Source organism: Blautia sp. ZXY-1-B12, from assembly GCF_056339915.1.
The window spans coordinates 1-23,173 of sequence record NZ_JBWJVP010000092.1; the positions used below are offsets into that span (position 1 = coordinate 1).

Here is a 23,173-nt window from a genome sequence, read left to right on the forward strand (position 1 = left end):
ATGACTGGGGTGGACTGGACAGTACATTTATGAGTCCTGCAATGTTTGATGAATTTTTACTTGAGCCATATAAAGAAATTTACGGATATTATCACAGTCATGGCGTTGAGCTGGTTATCCATCATTCTGACAGTTACGCAGCAACACTGGTTCCTTCTATGATTGAGATGGGGATCGATGTATGGCAGGGATGTATGGAAACCAATAATCTTCCGGAACTGATCAGGAAATATGGCGGAAAGATCAGCTTCATGGGCGGTATCGAAAATCGTGCAGTTGATTTTGAGGGCTGGACAGATGAGAATTGTGATGCAGTGGTACGTCGTGTCTGCGAAGAATGTGGAAACAAATACTTTATTCCATGTATCGCTCAGGGTGGCCCTGGTTCTGTTTATCCGGGTGTTTATAAATCTCTCTGTGATTCCATTGACAAGCTGAATGAAGAGAAATTTGGCATTAAGGCATCTGAATCCACAAGGCTTCCATGGCAGATTATGTTCTGATCTCAGGTATTTGTCAGTGACAAAACGGAATACAAATATCTGTCCGACATTTAGATGAAATTTCAGGTGTTGCAGAGGATGATGCTATGGAGGTGTTTGAAAATGATTATTATTGGTGAGAAAATTAATGGTTCTATCCCGATCGTTGCAGAAGCGATCGCGAAAAGAGACTCTGAATTTATTAAAGCAAGAGCAAAGCTTCAGGCGGAAAGCGGAGCTACTTATATTGACTGTTGCGCTTCTGTTCCGGAAGCGGAAGAAGTGGAAACATTGAAATGGATGATCGACTGTATCCAGGAGGTTACAGATCTTCCGATCTCAATTGACAGCCCGAGTCCGGATGTTCTGGCACAGGCTTATAAGTTCTGTAAGAAACCTGGAATTTTTAACTCTGTATCAGGAGAGGGACATAAGATTGATACGATTTTCCCGATCATGGCTGAGCCGGGAAATGAGGGATGGCAGGTAATTGCGCTGCTGAGTGACAATACAGGTATTCCGAAATGTGCAGCAGACCGTCTGAAAGTTTTTGACAAGATCATGGCGAAAGCGAAAGAGTACGGAATTGCTCCGGACAGGATTCACATTGATCCGCTGGTTGAGATGCTTTGTACTTCTGAGGATGGTATTGCAACGAATATTGAGACGATCACAAGTGTACGTGAGCAGTATCCGACCATTCATATTACGGCAGCAATCAGTAATATTTCCTTTAATCTGCCGGTTCGTAAGCTGATTAATTACGGGTTCCTGGTACTGGCAATGAATGCAGGACTGGACAGTGGAATTATGGATCCGACAAATAAGGATATGCTTGGACTGGTTTATGCAACAGAAGCATTACTTGGTCTGGATGATTATTGTATGGAATATATAGGGGCTTACAGAGAAGGCTTAATTGGTACAACAAAGAAGAAGTAGGTTGAATCTGTAGAAACTGTGTAAATGAATTAAGTGGTTGGAATCTGAAATTGAGAAATAACAGGAGGATTTGATTATGTCTAAGATAAATGAAGTTGCGGAATTAGTTGAAAAAGGGAAAGCGAAATTAGTAGGACCGGCTGTACAGGAAGCTATTGATGAGGGTGATGATCCGGTTGCGATTCTGAATGATGGTATGATCAGTGCGATGTCTGTAGTTGGTGAGAAATTCAAAAATGGTGAGATCTTTGTTCCGGAGATGCTGGTTGCAGCTCGTGCTATGAAGAAAGGTGTTGAGGTTCTGAAACCGCATCTGGCATCTGGTTCTACAGGTGCACTTGGTAAGGTTATCATTGCTACGGTTTCCGGTGACCTTCATGATATTGGTAAGAATCTGGTTGCCATGATGATCGAGAGTGCCGGATTTGAGGTAATCGATCTTGGAGTTGATGTTCCGGCGGCTAAGATTATTGAGTGCTATAAAGAGAATCCGGATGTTAAGATCATTGCTCTTTCTGCGCTGCTGACTACTACTATGCCGGCTCTGAAGGAGACTGTTGAGGCGTTGAATGCGGCGGATTTCAGAGGTAATATTAAGGTTATGGTTGGCGGAGCGCCGATTACAGAAGCTTTTGCTGAGGAAATTGGTGCTGACGGATATTCTGATGATGCGGCTAGTGCGGCGTCACTGGCTAAGAAGTTGGCAGCCTGATCTGATTGCTTGTGCGGGTTTAGTATAACATGAAAATATTATGAGGGGACTGCTCTGTGGAGTGGTCCTTTCGTGTATTTTGGGATTTTTTTGGAGTGTGTTATAATGGGAAAAAGGGGACGCTCAGAAAAATATTTTATTTCATGTGCGGTTTCGGGGTCTAAGATATTCTAACCTCTCAGAAATCTGCTAAAGGCATGAGCAGCCTTCTCAAACTCGCTCCGTTGCAAACTTCGCTCAGACAGTGATACAGTCTGCTCATAACGCAGATTTCTGAGAGCTAAGAATATCTAAGACCCCTGCAAATGCACATGAAATAAAATATTTTTCTGAGCTGGCTGTTGGCTGTTGTGATGTTTGGATTGGATATGTGGGAGGTTTTTATGGCTTGGGTTAAGTTTGTGCGTGAGGATATTGAGATAGAGGTGGAGGATGGGATATCGGTACTGGAGGCGGAGATTCAGGCAGGACTGAGGCCGGATGCGCCTTGTGGCGGTCTGGGGAAATGTGGGAAGTGTCTGGTTAAGATTAATGGGGAAGTGGTTAAAGCGTGTCAGGTGCGGATTGGTGAAGGTGAGACTTGTGTAGTGGAGACATTGGACAGGGCTGGCAATGAAAAGATTTTGACGGATGGATTTAACAGAGAAGTTGTGTTTGAACCGGGACTACGGATGGCTCAGGTTGAGTTGGAGAAGGCGAAAGCAGGGGAGAAGCGGTCGGACTGGCAGAGGCTGCTGGATACGCTGGCGGAGACAGATGGTGAGGTTGAGCCGGGGCAGATGGAGGTGGATCTGAAGCTGGCGGGTGAATTGTATGGGATGCGCAGGGATTCTGATGAATGGTATGTGATTTACAGTAGACGGCGGATTCTGGAAATGAGGAAGGAAGCTGGTCGGAGGTGTCTGGCAGCGTTTGATATTGGGACGACTACCATTGCGGGGTATTTGCTGGATGGTGCGGATGGGAGGACTCTGGCAGTTGAGAGCAGGATGAATCCGCAGGCGCAGTATGGTGCGGATGTGATCATGCGGGCGAATTATGCGCTGGAGCATGGAACAGAAGCGTTAAGTATGTGTGTTCGGAAAGCGGTTAATGAGATGTTGGGAAGTCTGGCAGAGGATGCAGGGATAAGGAGAGAGGATGTTTTTCAGGTGTGTGTTGTGGGAAATACCTGTATGCATCATCTGTTTCTGGGGATTTCTCCGGCTTCGCTGGTACATGCGCCCTATATTCCGGCTGTGAGTGAGAGGCTGGTGCTGAATGCGGGGGATTATGGTCTGGCTGTGCAGGAGCGTGCAGAGTTGATCATGCTTTCGGATATTGCAGGATATGTGGGAGCGGATACCTGTGGATGTCTGCTGGCTATCAGGCAGGATCAGCAGGAAGAGATTTCTCTGATGATAGATATTGGAACGAATGGTGAGATGGTTCTGGGAAACAGGGAGCGGATGGTGACCTGTTCTACTGCGGCCGGGCCTGCTTTTGAGGGTGCGAAGATTGAGTGTGGAATGCGTGGCGCGGCCGGGGCTGTGGATCATGTGAAGTATGAGGATGGGAAGTGGAACTATACAACTGTTGGGAATAAGCCGGCGGTTGGTTTGTGTGGTTCGGGATTGATCGATCTGGTGGCGGGTCTTCTGGATGCTGGAATGCTGGATGAGAATGGTGTGCTGAGAAGCGGACAGGAGAAGCAAGGTGTGTTTATTCTGGTACCGCCAGAGCGGGGCGGTAATGAGAGAGGAGTTTATCTGACGCAGAAGGATCTCGGAGAGGTTCAGCTTGCGAAAGCTGCGATTGCAGCGGGAATTCAGATGCTTATGGAGCGGATTGGGATTACAGAAGATGATATCTGTTCGGTATATATTGCAGGTGCTTTTGGCAACTATATGGATCCGGTCAGTGCCGGGAAGATTGGCTTGCTTCCGGCGATGCTTGTGAAGAAAGTGAAACCAGTGGGAAACGCTGCTGGTGAGGGTGCGAAGATCGCACTTGTGAATGAGAAGGAAATGCTAGAGATGGATGAGCTGGTGAGAAAGATTGAATTCGTTGAACTGGCTGCTTCGGCTGATTTTCAGGATCATTTTATTGATGAACTGGGATTTGAGACAGGTGAATGATTTTATCCGCCTGATGAGGTTGCTATAGATTATACAAGAGAGTAAGGGGTTAGATTATGGATATAAAAAAAATAGAGCAAATGGGAATGGAGCAGGGGTTTTCGCATGTGGTGTTGCTAGATTGTGATACGATTGAGCTGAAGCCGGAGGTTCGACAGATGTGTGCAGCAGATACCTGTCATAAGTATGATAAGTGCTGGAGCTGTCCTCCGGGATGTGGCTCTCTTGAGGAATGTGAAGCGAAAGTCCGGCAGTATAAGTATGGGATTATTGTTCAGACAGTTGGTGAATTGGAGGATATTTTTGATGGCGAGGGAATGATGGAAACGGAAGCCAGACATAAGGAGTATTTTGTGGAATTTGAGAAGAAACTTCGGGAGATTTATCCGGATATGCTGGCGATTGGTGCGGGATGCTGTACGAAATGTAAGGTCTGTACTTATCCGGATGCTCCATGCAGGTTTCCGAAACAGGCTTTCTCATCGATGGAGGCTTACGGGATGCTGGTAACACAGGTCTGCCAGGCCAATGAGCTACAGTATTATTATGGGGATTGTACGATTGCTTATACGAGCTGTTACCTTCTGGAATAACATTTTAGCCGAATCAGGTAAGTCCCCTGTGGAGCAGTTATTTGGTGTAGCGAAGCGGATTACGAATATCTGCTTGATTTAAATCAAGTAAATTCTCTGGTTACTGTTCACTGGTAATATCCCGCGAGGTGTTTTTTGTGAGCGAAGGTCACAGAAAACCCGAGATATACCGCGCGAATTTATGCGATTAGCATAAATTCTGTGCATCGCGAAGCGTGTTACTGAGAACGGAGTGAACAGTAACATTCTCTGTGGAGGTTGCGGAAGGGGAAGTCAGTTTTCGTTGTAAATAACAGTGAGATATGATAAAATACAGATATTGAAAGCGCAGAGCGTGTTTGAAAAAACAAAAAATCCTTCGCCGCAGGGCGGGGGATTTTTGGCAGAAGGTATTAAGGGTGGCTTGAGGATATGACAGTACTGGAACAGTTAAGAAAAACAATTGAAGACGGACATCCGGGGGAGACAGAGAAGCTGGTGAGGGAGGCATTGAAGCAGCATATTCCTGCAGGGCGGATTGTGGAAGAGGCCATGACTCCGGCTATGCGAACAGTGGGGGAGAATTACAAATCCAATGGTGCGGATATTATTAAAATTCTGGCAGCAGCCCGAAGTGTGCGTAAGGGTTTTGAATTGTTGGAGGAACAGGACTCGCAGTTTGGCAGGAGGAATATCGGAACTGTGATCCTTGGAACGGTGGAAGGTGATCTGCATGATGTAGGTAAGAATCTGGTTGCGATCATGTTTCGTAGTGCCGGATTTAAGGTGATTGATCTGGGAGTGGATATTTCTGAGAAGCAGTTTCTGCGTGCAGTGAAACAGAATCCGGATGTGTCGATCGTGTGTATCTCCTCGCTTCTGAGTACTTCAATCCCGGAGATGGAGCAGGTGGTGAAGTCTCTGAAACGAAGCAACAGTAAGCATAAATTTAAGATTATGGTTGGTGGAGGTGCAGTAACGGAGCAGCTGGCGAAGAATATGGGAGCAGATGCCTATACAGAGAACTGTATTGAGGCTGTGGAAGTTGCGAAGACGTTTATTGTGTGAGAACCGGGCTGACAGGTGCGTATGAGAAAGACATAGTGTGAGTTAAATTGCTATAGAATTGACTGGTAAAATAGGTGCTTCAATTATGTGACAGGAGGATTGTAGACTTGCAGCTGTCATCAGTTTATTTATATGAAAAAATAAAAGAGAAATATGAAATTACGGAAAGGGGAACTTTATCCGGTTCAGACGGATATCTGCGCCCTTTTTTGTGTTATGAAAAAAAAGAAACATTTCGGCAGGGGCATGTTTATGTGGTGCAGAGATGTGCTAAAGAGTGGGAACCTGCAGTTCTGACTGCTGAAAATATATTCTGGGTATTTTGTGGGAGAGAGAAAATTGATGCTGCATCAGAAGAGTTTCAGCAGATTCCGTATATTCATATTGCACTTGAAAGTCTGGAAGAAATAGCAGAATTTATGAATGATGTGCAGGAGATTTTTGATGCGGCTGATGAATGGGAACGGAAGCTCCATAATTTGATGTTAGAACATGCCGGAATGGACAGGCTTTTGCAGGTGACATCGGAATTTCTGCAGAATCCGATGACTGTAACAGGACTGGATTTTACCTTCGTGGCGGAAGCGGGAAGCGAGTATCTGCCGCCGAGGGCGCGGCTGTATACAGACGACGGGTTGAATATGGAATATGTAAATGCACTTTTGCAGAATGAGACTTATCGAGATATGGCAGATACGCATGAATATGTGATGTTTCCGGCTTACATCAGTGGATGTCGTTCGATGAACAGAAATCTGTTTGTGGATGGGAAAGCAACTCACAGGCTGGTTCTGACTGAGTGCAGATCAGAGATTACACTGAGAGTTATCTGTGTACTGGATATTCTGGTGGAGAAACTGGAGTATCTGCTTGCGCATGAAGCGGAGGAAGAAGATCCGGATAGGGATATGGAGCAGATTTTTGTGAGAATTCTGTCGGACAGGACTGCGGATTATATGCAAGTGAGCAGAGAACTGAGTGAACTGGGATGGAGCGGAAATCATGAATATATGTGCCTGATCCTGCAGATTACCTATCTGAATCAGCAGAATCTTTCCACAAAGGCAATCTGCCGATATATTAAGAAGAAATTTGAGGATTCTGTGAGTTTTCTTTATCAGGATGAAATTGTGGCATTTTTTGACCTTACCAGACTTGGAAAAAGTCAGGAGGAAGTAGCCGGAAAACTGGTTTATTTTATCAGGGATACTTATCTGAAAGCCGGATACAGCAGGGTGATGACAGGACATATGAATCTGAGACGGCAGTATGTGCAGGCGAAGACGGCTCTGGATGTAGGAAGCCGTAAGAAGCCTTATCTGTGGATTCATTATTTCGGTCAGGTGGCACTGACCTATATTCTGGAACAGGCAACAAGAAGACTGCCGGGAACAATGATCTGTCATGAAGGGCTGCTGGAATTGAAGAAGCATGATGAGGAGAATCAGACTCAGTACATGGAGACATTGAGAGTGTATCTGGAGCAGCATCTCAGTGCAACCCAGGCGGCAAGGGAATTGTTTATCCACCGCAGTACGTTTCTTTACAGGCTGGACAGGATTAAGGAAATCCTGCAGTCGGAGCTGGATGATCCGGAGGAGATTTTTTATCTGGAATTGTCATTCAGGCTGCTGGAGCAGGAGCAAGAGAAAGAATAGTACGGGAACAGAATAGTGCAGATATCTGGAAAGGTCAATTATTTGTGGAGGGAGATGTTTTGATAAAAAAATTCAGGTACGCTTGAGCGTACCTGAATAAATGTTAAAAGAGATATTATGTTATTTAGCTTCTTCTTCGGCAGCAGCCTCTTCTTCAGCTTCCAGAGCCGGGTCTACGTGAACGGCGGCTACGGATACAACTGCAGCTTCAAGGTCTGTCTTTAAGTCTACATCTTTGTCCTGGGCGATGGCGAGGTCTTTGACTTTGATTACGTCGCCGACTTTCATGTCACCGACATCTACCATAATTTTGTCTACCAGTGCTGATGGGAGAGCTCTGAAGGAGATTTCTTCCAGATGCTGCTGTAATACACCGGCTTCCAGTTTGTCGTGGTTTACAAGTACGATCTCTGCTACGGAATGTACTTTCTCGTTGCTTACCAGTGCCTGGAAATCTATTTCATCCACCTGTCCTTTTAACGGATTGAACTGAATCTCTTTGATCAGTACGTCATATGACTGACCATCTACATCCAGCATAATCTGGCTTCCTTTGTTACTTGTCTTGAGAAGTTTCTCGACAGCAGATTTCTCGATTTTAACAGGAAGAGAACCTTCCATCTCTCTGCCAAATACGTTACCTGTAACGTAGCCTTCTCTTCTTAATCTTTTGGCCTTTGTGTCCATTGTTCTTTTTTCAGCTTTTAAAGTATTCATTTGACTTTTCCTCCATTTTACAGCTGAGGTGACACGCTTGACACTATCTTTAATTTATGAGCATCCGAAATGCTCCAGGTGGTGTTAAGTATTTTTGAGTATTCAGTTGTTTGTTCTTTATCTTTGTTACAGCTGTATTATAACACGCTAGAAATAAAATGCAAGAGGAAAATGTGAAGAGTTTGTGAAATTTAAGTAAACACAAACAAAGCCCTCCGGAAGTGACCGCTTCCGGGGGCTTTGCATTTAATCTAATTAATCATTAATTACAGAGTATCATTTCTTCTGATATAACCAGGCTGTTCAGCCGGGGAAACGATTTCTTTTTTATGAATGAGGTTTGCCCATTTGTCAACTACTTCATTCTCTACGTGAACACCCTCACCTACAGTAACTTCAGCGAGAACAACACTGTTTCTTACAACAGCACCTTTTTTAATGACGCATCCACGACCGATTACGGAATTCTCAACAGTACCTTCAATCTGGCAGCCGTTGGAGATTACGGAATTCTTCACATCTGCAGTATTGAAATACTGAGTCGGGCAGGAATCATTGGTACGTGTATAGATTGGCCAGTTATCATGGAAAAGTTCCTGAGCTGACTTGTAATTAAGGAGAGCCATGTTTGCAGCATAGTAACTTGGGAAGTCTGTAATGCTTGCAAAGAATCCCTTGTGTGCAACGCCGCGGATGTCCAGAGTTTCGCATTTATCATTCAGGATGTCTGCCAGTGTATACATGGAAGAAAGATTCTTGGCTTCTTTGATCAGGCTGATGAAAAGCTCTGTTTTCATAACACAGGTATCCATATAAACATACTGATTCTTCTTATTACCATGATTCGGTTCGATGGATTCCACACCTTTCTGGCGGTTCAGTCCCAGAACATTACAGGTAAGATAAGCCTCTTTTGCGTTATCAACAGCGTGATAAAGCAGGGTAACATCTGCACCGGACTCAATGTGTGTATGTAAAAACTGGTCAAAATCAATTGAATAAACCATATAGCTCGGGGCAATGACAACATACGGATGATTCATTCTGCTGAGGGACTCCATGTTGTCCAGATAGCAGGAGATATCGGTGTTATAGATATCATTGTCATTATTGTGCTCTGAGAAGAGAAGCTGAAGTTTGCCGCTCTTGGAGTTGATGTTGTAATGACGTCCTGTTCCAACGTGTTCTACAACAGAACGGGGTTTATTATTGATATAGACCTGAATACGGTCAATGTCGCTGTTGGTCATATTGGAGATAGGGAAGTCAATGACTCTGTATCTGCCAAGGAAAGAAAACGCACCGATTGGGCGATAATCCTGCATACCATCTACATAAATATTTCTCCCGGAAGAGTTTACGATTCCAAATGCCTTATACATATTATTCTGCCCCCTTTACGCGTTTCGCTACAAGCTCAATGTGCTCACTGTCTGCGGCACCGACAACTGCACCTTTACCGATGCGGACACCGTCAGCTACAAGTGCACGCTGAACAACGGCGCCTTCTTCTACAACAACACCCGGCATCAGTACACTGTCGATAATTCTGGCACCTGCACCAATCTTAACACCTGTAAAGAGAACGGAATGCTTAACTTCGCCCTGAACAACACAGCCCTGTGTGATATATGCATCTTTAACATCTGCTTCTGCGCTGATGTACTGTGGAAGTGCGGTAACATCTTCTGTATAAATCTTCCATGACGGATCACCCAGATCCAGTTCATTCTTGGAACTTAACAGATCCATGTTTGCTTCCCAGAGAGAGTCGATGGTACCAACATCTTTCCAGTATCCTTCAAATTTATATGCATAAAGAGTTCTGTTATCGTTAAGCATAGTAGGGATGATATCCTTACCGAAGTCATGGCTGGAATCCGGATTCTTGATATCAGCCATCAGCATCTTGCGGAGGAGTTTCCAGGTGAAGATATAGATACCCATGGATGCAAGGTTGCTCTTCGGATGCTCAGGTTTCTCTTCGAATTCTACGATACGTCCGGATTCATCAGTATTCATGATACCAAAACGGCTTGCCTCTTTCATCGGAACTCCGATAACTGCGATGGTTGCATCTGCCTTTGCTTCTTTGTGGGCTGCAAGCATCTTGTCATAGTTCATTTTATAAATATGGTCACCGGAAAGAACAAGAACGTATTCAGGATCAAATTTATCAATGAAATCAATATTCTGGGAGATTGCATCTGCAGTTCCGCGATATACATTCAGATTCTCATCTGCTTTCTCACGTGGAGGAAGAACGTAAACACCGCTGTTTTTAGCATCAAGACCCCAGCGTCCGCCGGCTGCCACATAACTGTTCAGCTGGATTGATTCATACTGTGTAAGTACACCTACAACATCAACGCCACTGTTGGCACAGTTGCTTAAAGGAAAGTCTACGATACGATATTTACCGCCGTATGAAACGGCCGGCTTTGCCACTTTATTGGTAAGATCATGCAGACGGCTGCCACGACCGCCGGCCAGGATCATGGCCAACATACTATTTTGTTTCATAATAGTGAACCCTCGCTTTCATTTGTTAGGTAATATTATACATTTTTTCCTGACATTTTTCCATAGGTTTCTGAAAAAAATATGTAAAATTTTCGCTACAAGTCAAGTAAAATCGACGAAAAAATATACATTATATACAAATATCGAGTGGAATTGTAAGACGGGAGGCTGCAGTTATATGTAAATTATGCTGATATATGAATTCTTATTAATTCTACGGAGTACTGCAGACAATCCAATCCATCAGAGAGTAAAGGTCACAGTAACCTGGAATTAGTTACTGTCCACTCCGTTCACAGTAACATAGCCAAAATTCATTCCAGATTGCCTGTGGCAATGGAATTTTGGCTTGTATGTCTCGGGATTTTGGCATATTCATGCCAAAACACCTTGCGGGATAGTGGTGTGTGAACAGTAACTGGAATTACTTTAGTTGTATAAATTTAAGTGAAACAGGTGGACGTATAATAATTCTTACGCTATAATAGGTAAGAATTTATGTTGCTGTGAGCGAAGCAAACGGTAACAGATTTGAAGAAACGTAACTGTGAAAACAGTGAACAGTAACAACAGTTACAGAGAAACAGAGGTTATCACGTGAGTAAAAGAGAAGATTATAAACGATTTATCGTATTTTGTCTGGCGAGTCTCGTGGTTCTGGCACAGGCGGCGGTCTTTGCATGGGTGTGGTATTCCGTTTACAGAGGACAGATCGACGAGCCTTTCTGGCGCAAAGGTAACTGGGTACTGATCGCAATCTACGGTCTGATGTTTGCCCTGTTTGCCAAATTGTACGGAGGACTTAAGGTTGGATATCTTAAGAGGATTGATGTATTTTATTCGCTGACACTGGCACTTTTGTGTACCAATGTGGTGGAATATCTGGAGATCACCCTGATCAACAGGTGGTTCCTGAGCGTATGGCCTATGATCGAGATGACAGGAATACAGCTGGTGCTGATCATTATCTGGATATTTGGTTCAAGGTATATCTATTCCGGACTTTACCGCGCACGCCGGCTTCTGGTCATTTACGGTGACCGGGATCCGGGGGACGACCTGATCCATAAGATGAATTCCCGAAAGGACAAATATGACATCAGCGGCAAGGTACACATCAGTGTGGGAGAAGAAAAAATCCATCAGATGATGCAGGATTATGACGGCGTGATCATCTGGGATCTGCATTCAACAGAGAGAAACCGTTATCTGAAATACTGTTTTGCACATTCTGTCCGATGCTATGTGAGTCCGAAGATTTCGGACATCATTCTTATGGGAAGTGAACGCATCCATCTTTTTGACACACCGCTTCTGGTATCCAGAAATATGGGACTGGCAGTAGACCAGCGTGCTGCAAAGAGAGTTATGGATATTCTGATCTCAGGGATCGGCATTATAATCACTTCACCGATCATGCTGATCATAGCGATTGCGGTAAAAGCATACGACAGAGGTCCGGTGTTTTATTTTCAGGACCGTCTGACATTGGGTGGAAAGCCCTTTAAGATCTGTAAATTCCGCAGTATGTGCGTAGATTCGGAGAAAAACGGTGCAAGACTGGCATCCAAGCATGATTCCCGTATCACACCGGTAGGTCATGTGCTGAGAAATCTTCATCTGGATGAGCTTCCTCAGCTTTTCAATGTATTTAAGGGAGATATGTCTCTGGTAGGTCCGCGTCCGGAACGTGAAAGTATCATGCTTGAGTATGAGAAAGAGCTTCCGGAATTCTATTATCGTCTGAAAGTTAAAGCAGGTCTTACCGGATATGCGCAGGTCTACGGTAAGTATAATACAACTCCTTATGACAAATTAAAGCTGGATCTGTTTTATATTGAGAATTATTCCTTCCTGCTGGATATCAAGCTGATCTTTATGACAGTTAAAATCTTTTTCCAGAAAGAAGTATCTGAGGGAGTAGATGACAGACAGGTAAATGCGTTGAAGGATTCCGGGAAAAACGCCGGAGTGTCAGAGAATAAAACGGAGGAATGACAATGAATAAACCGCTGGTATCTGTGATCATGCCGGTTTACAACGGAGAAAAATATATTAGAAAGGCTGTGGAATCCGTCTATGAACAGGGAGTTTCGCTGGAACTTCTGGTGATCGATGACGGTTCTACAGACCATACAGAGGAAGTCCTGTCTGCCTATGAGGGCAGACAGGACTTTCGGTATATTAAGAATGAACAGAATATGGGAGCTGCAGGCTCCAGAAACAGAGGAGTCGGGCTGGCACAGGGAACCTACATTGCTTTTCTGGATGCAGATGATTGGTGGGAGTCAGGCAAGCTGAAAGAACAGCTGAAACGTCTGGAAGAGACAGGATACGTGCTGTGTTCTACAGGGCGGGAACTGATGAAAGCGGACGGAAGCAGTACAGGACGGACAATCCCTGTAAAAGAGAAGATCACCTACAGAGAACTTCTGAAACATAACAGCATCAACTGTTCTTCGGTAATACTCAGAAGGGATGTGGCGCGTGAATTTCCCATGGAGCATGACGACAGCCATGAGGATTATATCACCTGGCTGAAAATCCTGCGAAAATACGGCTGTGCTGCCGGAATCAACAAACCCTATCTGAAATACCGTCTCAGCGAAGGCGGCAAATCCAGAAACAAACTGAAATCAGCAGCCATGACTTACAATGTCTACAGATACGCCGGTTACGGCAGGATCAGAAGCTGTATTTTTTTCTGTTCTTATGCTGTACATGGAATATGGAAATATTGCTACTGTTCACTTCGTTCACAGTAACGTAGCCAAAATTCATTCCAGATTGCCTGCGGCAATGGAATTTTGGCTTGTATGTCTCGGGATTTTGGCATATTCATGCCAAAACACCTCGCGGGATAGTGGTGTGTGAACAGTAACAAAATATTTCCATTGACCGAAATGTTAAGTTTCTATTCCATAAATCGTAAAAATATGTTATGCTTGTTGCAGTAAATATGACTTTGCGGTTAATTGCCCGTTACATTGCTGTGCGTTTTTTTGTCTGCCGGTCATCTCTGAAGAATCTGGCAGAATGGGGTTGTATGTTCACACAGCAGAAGTCAGAAATATGATTAGAGGATAGTACTTAAACATGAAAATAAAAAAAGAGAGAGCGGCGGTGCCGTACTCCTGCCTGATTGATAACATTAAAGTTTTGCTTATCTTTCTGGTAGTATTTAACCATATTATTGCATTTAACCTTGTAAAGGTAGACACTGTAGTGAGATATGTGTGGTATGCGATCACGATTTTTCACATGCCTGCATTTGTTTTTATTTCAGGATATCTGTCAAAGAAACCTCAGAATGTGCTGAAGAATTTTAAGAACCTGCTGATCCCTTATGTTCTGGGATATACCTTAACCTGGTATTCACAGATATGGCTGGGCAGATCTGTAGATTATGAGATACTGCGTCCTACCGGAAGTGTCATGTGGTATATACTGGCACTGTTTATTTACCGCCTTACCATTGAGGCCCTGGGTAAGATCAGATTTATTGTTCTGCTCAGTATCCTGTTCGCATTATGGGCAGGAACCAGACCGGAATTTACCACATTCCTGTCATCATCAAGAATCGTGGTATTTTTCCCGTTCTTTGTTGCGGGGTATCTCTGGAAGAGTGAATATATCACAGCAATCCGTAAATTTAAGGGAAAATGGATTCTGGTGGCAATCTCCGGAGTCCTTTTGTGGGCGATACCGAATTATATGATCCCAAATGAAATGGGAATTGCTATTTTCCGAGGTAATCATGGATATCAGCTCTGTGGCCTGACGGATCCTCAGGGAGTGATCCTCAGACTGCTGATGTATCTGGTATCTTTCGTAGTTGTCTATACGATGCTTGCGTTAGTGCCGGACATCAAACTGCCACTCACCTATGTGGGACGACATACAATGGGAATTTATTTCTTCCATTATCCGATCATGATCATTATGAATGGTTTATACATCCTGATGCTTCCTGCAATGAACAATGTATGGGTGCTTCTGGGAGTATCACTGGTATTTGTACTTGTACTGGGAAGTCTGCCTGTGGATCTGCTCTATACGGGTGTTCTGAATCTGATCGCATTTATCCTGATCAAGAAGGATAAGACAGTCAGAGATGAAGGTCTGGAAGAAGAGTATGACAGCGAATATGATGAATATGAACTTCTCAGAAGAAAGAAAGCCATCGCAGAGCTTGCGGCAACGCTTGATTCAGAGAGTGAGCAGGACGGACATGTGGAGAAAGTAAATATGGACGAGGATATACCGGATCATACTTCTTCTGACAGGCATGAAGGCTTCAGCAATGTGGCCGGCATGGAGCTGGAGATTGAAGAGGATAATCTGGATGATATCCCTGATGAACTGATCAAAGGGGAAGAGGAGCTTTCGCTGGAAGACCTGATCCAGGAACTGGAAGCTACTACCAGAACGATGGACGACAATAAAGAACCATAAACACAAAGGAAGAGTTTTGAGATACAAAAACAGTATTTCAAAACTCTTCTTTTTGTAAAGTTAATGCGAATTTAACATTTTTGTAACGGACAGGTGACGGAAGTTGGGAAGTATGATATAATCAAAGTATCTATCGTATGGAGGTTACTGTGAACGGAGTGAACAGTAACGTATGGAGCAGGAAAACTGTTCGGCAAAATAAGAATATTTTTTTCAGGGGAGTTATGACGAAAGAATGAAGAGAGTAATCACATATGGCACTTTTGATCTTTTTCATAAAGGCCACTACAATATTATCAAAAGAGCAAAAGCACTTGGTGATTATCTGATCGTAGGTGTCACAAGTGAGAGCTTTGACATTGAGCGGGGCAAACTCAATGTGCGGGACAGCCTCATTAAGAGAATCGAGAATGTGCGGAGGACCGGGCTGGCAGATGAGATCATCATTGAGGAATATCAGGGACAGAAGGTCAATGACATCATTAAGTATGATATTGATGTCCTGGTGGTAGGATCTGACTGGAGAGGGAAATTCGATTACCTTAAGAACTACTGTGATGTAGTTTATCTGGAAAGGACCAAGAATATTTCCAGTACAAAGCTTCGCAGTGAAGGTGTTATCTTTAATATGGGAATCGTGACGGATGACATCCGGGATAATGATTTTGTGGAGGAATCCAAATATGTCAGCGGAGTTCATGTGGAACGTGTATTCAGCGAGGATCACGAGACTGCACAGAGATTCTGTGATAAATATGAGTTAGGTTCCTGCTGGAGCAGCTATGATGAATTTCTGGCAGATGTAGATATTGTTTATATCAAGACATCGCTGAACCGGAGAGCAGAATATATCGAGCGAGCGCTGAAAAAAGGAAAATATGTGATCAGTGATTCGCCCATGACACTTTCCTCAGAGAAACTGCGCTACCTGTTTCAGGTGGCAAGGGAGAACAATGTGGTTCTCATTGAACGGACCACACTGGTCTACCTGCGGGCGTTTAATCAGCTGGTATGGCTGGTACACAGTAACCTGGTGGGAGATCTGGTAAGTGTCAAATGTGCAATCTCCCAGGATGATTTCGAGGGCGGCAGGACTTTTAATGAGACGGTCTGCACAGCTATCTGTGCAGTACTGAAACTGCTGGGAAAAAAATGCCAGGATATCAACACTAATGCGGTCCGCAATCAGGAAGGCCGTTTTGTATATGATATGATTTCCATGAAATACGCCGGTGCACTGGCGACTATTGAGATCGGAACAACGGTTGACATTGAGAATGAACTTGTGATCATCGGAAGCAACGGCAGGGTAACTATCCCTAATGACTGGTGGAACACCGGATACTTTGAAGCCAATATTTCAGGAAAAGAATTTCTGAAAAGGTACAGCTTTAACTTCGAGGGAAATGGTTTCCGCTATCTGCTGCAGGAGCTGATGATCATGATCAGAGACAAACGGACAGAATGTACCCGGCTTTTCTATGATGAGTCGGTAAAAATAATAGAAATTTTGGAAACAATCAACAGAAAGGACAATTCATGACGGAGAAACAGAAATACCTCCTGAAGCTTTTCAGGGAGGTTGATGAAATCTGCAGAGAACATAACCTCAGATACGTGCTGGCAGGAGGCTCCCTGATCGGAGCTCTCAGACATGAGGGATTTGTTCCCTGGGATGATGATGTAGACCTTTATATGCCACGTCCGGACTGGGAGAAATTCATAGAGATATGCAAAACAGAACTCCCGCCTGACAGAGAGATACAGTGTTCGGAGGTGGACAGAAACTATACAAATTCATTTCCGCGCTACGCATCCACCAATACCTGTGCCATCCATAAGAGCCAGATTATCGGGAAGGACTGCGGCGGAGAGATCATAGACATTCTTACACTGGATCCTGTTCCGGCTGACGATAAAGAATACGAGAAATATAGAACACACATGATGATCTACTCAGATCTTATCAATATTTCCGTAGGCTACAGCGACCGCTGGGAGATACCTGCATCCATGTATCTGAAGTATCTTCTTTCTTATATTTTTCTTGGCAAAAAAAGAACACTGGCAAAGCTTGAGAAGATCATGTTCTCTTATAAAGAAGAGGAATGTGACCGTTATGCCATGCGCTGGGGCGGCTGCCCGTTTCTTTTCGATAAGGATATGATGTTCCCTGTAAAGGAGGGCATCTTTGAGGGAAAAAAGGCAATGATCCCAAATAAGTGCAGTGACTATCTGATCTGGCATTATGGAGACGAGTGGTCATATATGCCTCCTCATGATAAGAGGGAGGGTCATGTAGCAGTGTGTGTAGATGATCTTCCTTATCAGGAGCTACGTGAAGAATACATGCCGAAGATCAATAAGGAAAGATTGCGCTGGGACAGTGTGTTCCGAAAGTTCTACAATATGCGCATTGCGAAAAAAAGCCATAAGGTCCGCCAGGATGGGCTTGCAATGAAAGCCCGCGCTGTTGCACTGGATCTGCAGGGAGCGATCGATGAATCAGGACTTAAGATCAGTGAGCTGGTGGAAAGCAGATCTTTCCGTAAACTGAGTGCACTTTTTGGCTCTTATTATAAGAATCAGCTCAGTGCTGACTTTATCGGAAGGGAAGACTATACCAATATTTATGCCTTTTATCATCCGATACTTGTGGAAATACCGGATGATATATTCTATGCAGCAATGCTGACTCTGTTTTATACAGAACGTGTATCAAAGGCATATAGAATGCTGCAGATCCGTAAGCAATGGGATCATCTGAGTCCTGAGATGGAGGGACTGAAAGAAGATATTGAGCTTTTCCGGAAAGCAGCGGATCACTATGAGTTTCACAGGATGAAGGAAGCAGAGCAGATCATCAGCGACCTTTTGCAGAAATATCCGGGACATCCGGGATTTATGAAATTTAAGTGCAGGTTCCTGATGGAGGATGCGGGAGAGAACCGGGTCGAAGCAGAACGTTTTCTTGATAAAGCTCTTAAGATGTTTCCTGAGGATGGTTATTTCCTGAAATATAAGGCAGATATCTTCTGGATGGATGGCGAGATGCAGAAAGCGGCAGAGCTTTATCTTCAGGTAAAGAATAAGACAACTAACGGAATTGTATGGATGGAGATGGACAGATTCTTCAGAGGATACAAATCTGAAATCCTGAAAAGCTGTGAAGAGCTTATTGCAAACCACAACAAGAAGGAGGCGCTCGCATTGATGGAGCTGTGGAGTCGTCTGATACCTGAGGATGATGATATCCAGGGAGCATTATATCTGGCAAAAACAGTGTGTGCACGTACGCAGAGCGAGATAGAGAAAGAAATCGGTGAAATCCGGGCTGTGATCGGCACACAGATGATCACGCCAGTCAGTGTGGAGAAAAATCCGGGAAAAAGCAGAAAACAGATAAAATCAGATAGAACATCAGATGAAACATCGGCTGATGATGTGAATAAAAAAGTATCAGATCCGTCAGCAGAAACTGAAGAAGTTAAAGCGTCGGCGGATATACAGGTTAAAGTTTCAGAAGAACATAAGATGTACAGGAAAGCTCTTACAAGAGCATGGAAGCGGCTGGGGTATTCCGATGAGCTTGCAGAACTGCGCACCCAGATCATCTGTACAGGTGAGGAGAGCGAACTGGAGTGGCTTGCAGAACAGGTACGAAACCGTCAGTTTCGCAGAGAAGAGAAAGCCTGCGCTTATAAGCTGGTGGGTGATGTCAGGATGAAACAGGGACAGACCAGGGAGGCTTTTGCAAATTATAAGAAAGCACTGGAATATGAGATGCCTTCTTATGTAAGAACAGAGCTGTACCGTATTTTTATCAATGATCTGAACGATGGCAGCAGACAGGCGAAAAGCTTTGGAAAGAAGACGGATATTACAGTTGTGCTTGATAAATGGCTTGATAAATATGAAAGTATTGAAGATATTAAGAAGATCGTGCAGACTGTAACTGTTAAGTGACATCAATAGAAATGGAGTAAAGAGTTGAACAAAAAACAAAAGGTGATTTTATCATTATTACAGGAAATCGATGAAATATGCCGCCGGAATAAAATAGAATATTACCTCTCTCCACGACTGACACTCTGCGCAGTGGAAGGGCATCCTTTTCCACAGAATCCCATGTTTGGAGTTGTGCTGATGAAAACAGCGGATATGGAACGGTTCCGTCTGGCTGTGGATGAAGATCCAAGGGAAAAGAGAGCACTGGAATCAATGAAGAGCCACAAATGGTTCTCAGGATTTTATCTGAGATACACCAATACAGATACTCTGTGCCTGAATCTGGACAACACCAGAGACTACGCATTCCCGGGAATAGGAGTCAGTATTTTTCCGCTCAGAACGCCGGCAGCTTCTGTAAAAGCAGAACGCAGATTATCCAGAGATGAGAATGCATGGACAGAGCTCTGTCATATCAACTATGCAGATAGAAATTTCAGGAGCAGGGTGAACCGTACAATTATGCGGCTGCAGTGCATGATAACCGGGCGCCAGGGACAGGCTGCACATTTATATGATAAATTTATTAAACTTCATCAACAGCCTGATGCAGATAAGTATATTCTTAAGAGAAGAAAACAGACAACAGTTTTCCCTGCGGAGATTTTTGCAGAGAGCAGACGGGTAATGTTAGAGGGTGTAGAACTTCAGGTTCCTGCAAAAACAGCAGAGTACCTTACTGTAAGCTATGGTAAGAATTATAAAGATGTAAAAGAGCCTCGTTATGTTACACCTATTGCACTTGCAGTCAGTGCGAGAGTAAGTTATACACAGTTCTGGAAGGAAGCCGGCAACTTCGAGAAATATTGTAAGGAACGAATGAAAAATGCCCGCAAGCTTGCAAGAAGCAGAAGACATAAAGACTATTTTAATGAATGCTGGGATTATGTTGAGTTCTGTGGGGAACGCATGAATATGGGTGTTGCTTATGAAAAGCAGAAGGATTATATCAAAAACCTGTATAAAAATGAAGATTACATGACACTTGAGAAGGTATTCCGTCCATACTTTAAGATGATGCAGAAGAGTCTGCAGAAAAACGAACTCTTTGCAGAGGATGAGGAGATCTTTGATATTTATATAGACGTACTGGAAAAAACAGGAAAGACAGTACAGAGGGGTAAGATCGGTACGCTGATCTGACGGGAGGAAAAATGAAGCTTTCAGATTATATTGTTACGTTTTTACAGAAAAAAGGAATCCGTCATTTCTTTGGATACCAGGGAACCATGATCGCACATCTGGTAGATTCCATTGAAAGAAATCCGGAGACAGAGAATCATTCCAGTTACAATGAACAGGGGGCAGCTTTCGCAGCCTGCGGATATGCACAGGCGAAGGAAGAATGTGCCTGCGCCTATGCTACCAGCGGACCTGGAGCCATCAATCTTCTGAGTGGTGTGGCAGATGCCTATTATGATTCCCTGCCTGTGATCTTTCTCACAGGACAGCTGAACACTTATGAGTATTCAGGAATCAAGGGGCTGCGTCAGCAGGGATTTCAGGAGACAGATATTGTGGCAATGGCGAAACCGATCACCAAATATGCTGTCCAGATACGAAACCCTGAGGACATTGTGGAGGAATTAAATAAAGCATACCATATTGCAACCACAGGACGCAGAGGACCGGTGCTTATCGACCTTCCCATGAATATTCAGAGAAGTGAAGTGGAGAACCCGGTCTATGATATGACTTTTGAGGACAAACACACAGATGTAGTCGCAGCACAGCAGGCGGCAGATACGATCCTGGAGGCACTGGAACAGGCAAAACGACCGGTGATCATGCTGGGCCATGGCGTGGACAGCAGCTTCAGCCAGCAGAAACTGATCCGCTTTGCACAGAAGAGACAGATTCCGATCATCACCAGCGTTCTGGCGAAATCAGTTCTGGGATACGACCATCCGCTGAATTTCGGGTGCATCGGCGGTGCCTATGGACACCGTTATGCAAATATGATCGCCAATGCAAAAAGCGATCTGCTTCTCTGCTTTGGCATTTCTCTGTGTACCAGACAGATCGGAACCAAAGTACATGAATTTGCCAGAGGTGCAAAGATCATACGTATAGATATTGATCCATACAATCTTCAGAGAGATATCCATGAGAATGGTGAGAATGAGGTAAAGCTTCAGGCAGAGACAGGAGCAGTGATTGATTGTCTTGCAAAAGTGGATGATCCTGATATAGAGGGTGTAAGTGACTGGTTGAATGTCTGCACAGAGATTAAAGAAAATCTTCAGGCAGTTGATGATGCCACACCAGAAAGATATCCGAACCGTATGATCGCAGACCTCAGTGATATGCTGGAGGATACCTCCGCGATCGCAGTGGATGTAGGACAGCATATGGTATGGAGTTACCAGTCATTCAAGAATCATGAAGGACAGAAACTTCTCTTCTCCGGCGGTCATGGCGCTATGGGCTATGGACTTCCGGCTGCAATAGGAGCCTATTATGCAACAGGAAAACCGACCGCCTGCATCTGCGGAGACGGTGCACTCCAGATGAATATCCAGGAACTGGAGTGGGTGAAGAGAGAGAATCTTCCTGTTAAGATCATGGTTATGAATAATGAAGCACTTGGCATGATCCGTCACCTGCAGAGAGATTATTTTGACTGTCTGTTCGCAGGAACCACAGACGGCTGCGGTTTTGCTTCCTGTAATTTCGCAGAGGTGGCAAAGGCTTACGGCATTCCCGCACTGAGAATGCTCTGCGATGCAGTCAGAGAAGAAGCACCGGAATTTCTGGAAGGGGAAGGCCCGAAACTTTTGGAAGTTATGCTGGAGCATGGAACTTTTGCATATCCCAAGACCTGTCTGGGTGAACCGATCCATAATCAGCAGCCATATGCACCGAAGGAAGTTTATGACAGACTGATGGAATTGTAGGAGTGAAGAATATATTTCGGTAATGTGGAATATATAAATATAGAAGGAATTTTTTTGCAGGCAGTCCGTTTTATGGAAGTGGGGAGATTCCCGCATGACAGAGAACAGATCTGTCTGTATTATAGATGAATAAAAAGAGGGAATACAAAATGAGCAAGGTAACAGTGATCACAGGCGGCACCTCCGGAATCGGACGCGGTATTGTGGAGAAGATACTGGCAAACTCAGCAGAAGATGATCTGATCTTTGCCACTTACGCCCACAATGCATATAAAGCCAATGAATTCTGGGACAACCTGAAACCGGAAGACCAGGAGAAGCTTATTATTCTGAAAGCGGACATGTCTTCCTATGACGATATGATAAATTTCGTCGGAGAAGTAAAAGAGAAAGCAGGACATGTAGACTGGCTGATCAGCAATGCGGGAATCAGCACTTACGATAAATTTCAGGATTACACTTTCGAGGAATGGAATAAGATCGTAAATACCAACCTGTCTGTACCTGTATTTATGATCAAAGAATTTATGTCTGTTATGACAGAAGGCGGAAGAGTACTCTTCATGGGTTCCTATGCAGGGCAGCAGGCATACTCCTCCTCTCTGGTATACGGCGTGACCAAGGCTGCCATCCACTTCCTTACCAAATCGCTGGTAAAGGAATTTGAGCCAAAAGGCATCACAGTCAATGCCATTGCCCCCGGTTTCATCCAGACGCCCTGGCATGAGAACCGCACACCGGAAAGCTACGAACGCATCAACCGCAAGATCGCACTGCACAGATTCGGTGAGATCAAAGACGTGGCAGATATGGCGTACAGTATACTTACCAATAACTACATGAATGGAAGTATTGTGGACATTCATGGTGGGTATGATTACTTCTGATAAAGTTAAAAAAAGAATCCCCGACAGATTTTTCTGGCAGAAACTTCGGTTTCTGGTGTTTCGGTTATTTTTCAGTTTGTAAATGTAACAATCTTATCATCATCCGCCACCTGAGATTCAGATTTATAGTCATTT

General features: G+C 44.1%; 18 protein-coding genes. 15 read left to right on the forward strand and 3 right to left on the reverse strand.

Going from position 1 to position 23,173, the window contains the following annotated elements; all coding sequences use genetic code 11:
• The 7 genes from AC075L_RS05960 to AC075L_RS05990 form a co-directional block, all read left to right on the forward strand.
• The coding region (locus tag AC075L_RS05960) for a uroporphyrinogen decarboxylase family protein (protein ID WP_476387348.1) at window positions 1–503 on the forward strand (503 nt) is incomplete at its 5' end.
• A gap of 102 nt (window positions 504–605) precedes the next feature.
• Complete coding sequence (locus tag AC075L_RS05965; RefSeq protein WP_026649855.1) at window positions 606–1,424, forward strand: methyltetrahydrofolate cobalamin methyltransferase; 819 nt, start codon at window positions 606–608, stop codon at window positions 1,422–1,424.
• Between the two features lie 76 nt (window positions 1,425–1,500).
• Window positions 1,501–2,136 carry a corrinoid protein gene (locus tag AC075L_RS05970; RefSeq protein ID WP_008705414.1) on the forward strand — a complete coding sequence of 212 codons (636 nt, stop codon included), beginning with the start codon at window positions 1,501–1,503 and terminating at the stop codon, window positions 2,134–2,136.
• A gap of 383 nt (window positions 2,137–2,519) precedes the next feature.
• Window positions 2,520–4,253 carry an ASKHA domain-containing protein gene (locus AC075L_RS05975; RefSeq protein WP_476387349.1) on the forward strand — a complete coding sequence of 578 codons (1,734 nt, stop codon included), beginning with the start codon at window positions 2,520–2,522 and terminating at the stop codon, window positions 4,251–4,253.
• Between the two features lie 56 nt (window positions 4,254–4,309).
• On the forward strand, window positions 4,310–4,846 hold the full coding sequence (locus tag AC075L_RS05980; RefSeq protein ID WP_118616805.1) for a DUF2284 domain-containing protein: 537 nt from the start codon (window positions 4,310–4,312) through the stop codon (window positions 4,844–4,846).
• A gap of 411 nt (window positions 4,847–5,257) precedes the next feature.
• Window positions 5,258–5,893, forward strand: coding sequence for a cobalamin B12-binding domain-containing protein (locus AC075L_RS05985; protein WP_055054123.1), 636 nt, complete (start codon window positions 5,258–5,260; stop codon window positions 5,891–5,893).
• Between the two features lie 107 nt (window positions 5,894–6,000).
• Window positions 6,001–7,551: a PucR family transcriptional regulator gene (locus AC075L_RS05990; RefSeq protein ID WP_476387350.1), complete on the forward strand. Its 1,551-nt coding sequence runs from the start codon at window positions 6,001–6,003 to the stop codon at window positions 7,549–7,551.
• Between the two features lie 120 nt (window positions 7,552–7,671).
• On the opposite strand, the gene AC075L_RS05995 is transcribed toward AC075L_RS05990, so the two are convergent.
• The 3 genes from AC075L_RS05995 to AC075L_RS06005 all read right to left on the reverse strand — a co-directional run bounded on the left by AC075L_RS05995 (window position 7,672) and on the right by AC075L_RS06005 (window position 10,791).
• Window positions 7,672–8,268 carry a 50S ribosomal protein L25 gene (locus AC075L_RS05995; protein WP_025581187.1) on the reverse strand — a complete coding sequence of 199 codons (597 nt, stop codon included), beginning with the start codon at window positions 8,266–8,268 and terminating at the stop codon, window positions 7,672–7,674.
• A 266-nt stretch (window positions 8,269–8,534) separates the two neighbouring features.
• Complete coding sequence (gene glgD, locus AC075L_RS06000) at window positions 8,535–9,650, reverse strand: glucose-1-phosphate adenylyltransferase subunit GlgD (RefSeq protein ID WP_476387351.1); 1,116 nt, start codon at window positions 9,648–9,650, stop codon at window positions 8,535–8,537.
• Window position 9,651: 1 nt separating this feature from the next.
• On the reverse strand, window positions 9,652–10,791 hold the full coding sequence (locus tag AC075L_RS06005) for a glucose-1-phosphate adenylyltransferase (protein WP_022380243.1): 1,140 nt from the start codon (window positions 10,789–10,791) through the stop codon (window positions 9,652–9,654).
• A gap of 597 nt (window positions 10,792–11,388) precedes the next feature.
• Here AC075L_RS06005 and AC075L_RS06010 point away from each other — a divergent pair.
• The 8 genes from AC075L_RS06010 to AC075L_RS06045 all read left to right on the forward strand — a co-directional run bounded on the left by AC075L_RS06010 (window position 11,389) and on the right by AC075L_RS06045 (window position 23,038).
• Window positions 11,389–12,789: an exopolysaccharide biosynthesis polyprenyl glycosylphosphotransferase gene (locus tag AC075L_RS06010; protein WP_022380407.1), complete on the forward strand. Its 1,401-nt coding sequence runs from the start codon at window positions 11,389–11,391 to the stop codon at window positions 12,787–12,789.
• 2 nt (window positions 12,790–12,791) lie between these two features.
• A complete protein-coding gene (locus AC075L_RS06015) occupies window positions 12,792–13,556 on the forward strand; it encodes a glycosyltransferase family 2 protein (protein WP_476387352.1) in 765 nt (254 codons plus the stop codon).
• A gap of 331 nt (window positions 13,557–13,887) precedes the next feature.
• Window positions 13,888–15,246 (forward strand): acyltransferase family protein, encoded by a 1,359-nt coding sequence (locus tag AC075L_RS06020; protein WP_476387353.1) that lies wholly within the window; start codon window positions 13,888–13,890, stop codon window positions 15,244–15,246.
• Between the two features lie 235 nt (window positions 15,247–15,481).
• A complete protein-coding gene (locus AC075L_RS06025; protein ID WP_195659090.1) occupies window positions 15,482–16,789 on the forward strand; it encodes an adenylyltransferase/cytidyltransferase family protein in 1,308 nt (435 codons plus the stop codon).
• Window positions 16,786–19,212: a LicD family protein gene (locus tag AC075L_RS06030; RefSeq protein WP_476387354.1), complete on the forward strand. Its 2,427-nt coding sequence runs from the start codon at window positions 16,786–16,788 to the stop codon at window positions 19,210–19,212. The genes AC075L_RS06025 and AC075L_RS06030 overlap by 4 nt, the downstream gene beginning before the upstream one ends.
• Window positions 19,213–19,236: 24 nt before the next feature.
• On the forward strand, window positions 19,237–20,397 hold the full coding sequence (locus tag AC075L_RS06035; RefSeq protein WP_476387355.1) for a LicD family protein: 1,161 nt from the start codon (window positions 19,237–19,239) through the stop codon (window positions 20,395–20,397).
• An 11-nt stretch (window positions 20,398–20,408) separates the two neighbouring features.
• Window positions 20,409–22,151, forward strand: a complete 1,743-nt coding sequence (locus tag AC075L_RS06040; protein WP_118330459.1) for a thiamine pyrophosphate-binding protein — start codon at window positions 20,409–20,411, stop codon at window positions 22,149–22,151.
• A gap of 149 nt (window positions 22,152–22,300) precedes the next feature.
• Complete coding sequence (locus AC075L_RS06045) at window positions 22,301–23,038, forward strand: SDR family NAD(P)-dependent oxidoreductase (protein WP_118330460.1); 738 nt, start codon at window positions 22,301–22,303, stop codon at window positions 23,036–23,038.
• Window positions 23,039–23,173 lie beyond the last annotated feature (135 nt).

Excerpts from the sequence above, each read along its gene's own strand:
- AC075L_RS05965 (WP_026649855.1), top strand. The coding sequence starts at position 606 with ATGATTATTATTGGTGAGAAAATTAATGGTTCTATCCCGATCGTTGCA.
- AC075L_RS05970 (WP_008705414.1), top strand. The coding sequence starts at position 1,501 with ATGTCTAAGATAAATGAAGTTGCGGAATTAGTTGAAAAAGGGAAAGCG.
- AC075L_RS05975 (WP_476387349.1), top strand. The coding sequence starts at position 2,520 with ATGGCTTGGGTTAAGTTTGTGCGTGAGGATATTGAGATAGAGGTGGAG.
- AC075L_RS05980 (WP_118616805.1), top strand. The coding sequence starts at position 4,310 with ATGGATATAAAAAAAATAGAGCAAATGGGAATGGAGCAGGGGTTTTCG.
- AC075L_RS05985 (WP_055054123.1), top strand. The coding sequence starts at position 5,258 with ATGACAGTACTGGAACAGTTAAGAAAAACAATTGAAGACGGACATCCG.
- AC075L_RS05995 (WP_025581187.1), bottom strand. The coding sequence starts at position 8,268 with ATGAATACTTTAAAAGCTGAAAAAAGAACAATGGACACAAAGGCCAAA.
- glgD (WP_476387351.1), bottom strand. The coding sequence starts at position 9,650 with ATGTATAAGGCATTTGGAATCGTAAACTCTTCCGGGAGAAATATTTAT.
- AC075L_RS06005 (WP_022380243.1), bottom strand. The coding sequence starts at position 10,791 with ATGAAACAAAATAGTATGTTGGCCATGATCCTGGCCGGCGGTCGTGGC.
- AC075L_RS06015 (WP_476387352.1), top strand. The coding sequence starts at position 12,792 with ATGAATAAACCGCTGGTATCTGTGATCATGCCGGTTTACAACGGAGAA.
- AC075L_RS06020 (WP_476387353.1), top strand. The coding sequence starts at position 13,888 with ATGAAAATAAAAAAAGAGAGAGCGGCGGTGCCGTACTCCTGCCTGATT.
- AC075L_RS06025 (WP_195659090.1), top strand. The coding sequence starts at position 15,482 with ATGAAGAGAGTAATCACATATGGCACTTTTGATCTTTTTCATAAAGGC.
- AC075L_RS06030 (WP_476387354.1), top strand. The coding sequence starts at position 16,786 with ATGACGGAGAAACAGAAATACCTCCTGAAGCTTTTCAGGGAGGTTGAT.
- AC075L_RS06040 (WP_118330459.1), top strand. The coding sequence starts at position 20,409 with ATGAAGCTTTCAGATTATATTGTTACGTTTTTACAGAAAAAAGGAATC.
- AC075L_RS06045 (WP_118330460.1), top strand. The coding sequence starts at position 22,301 with ATGAGCAAGGTAACAGTGATCACAGGCGGCACCTCCGGAATCGGACGC.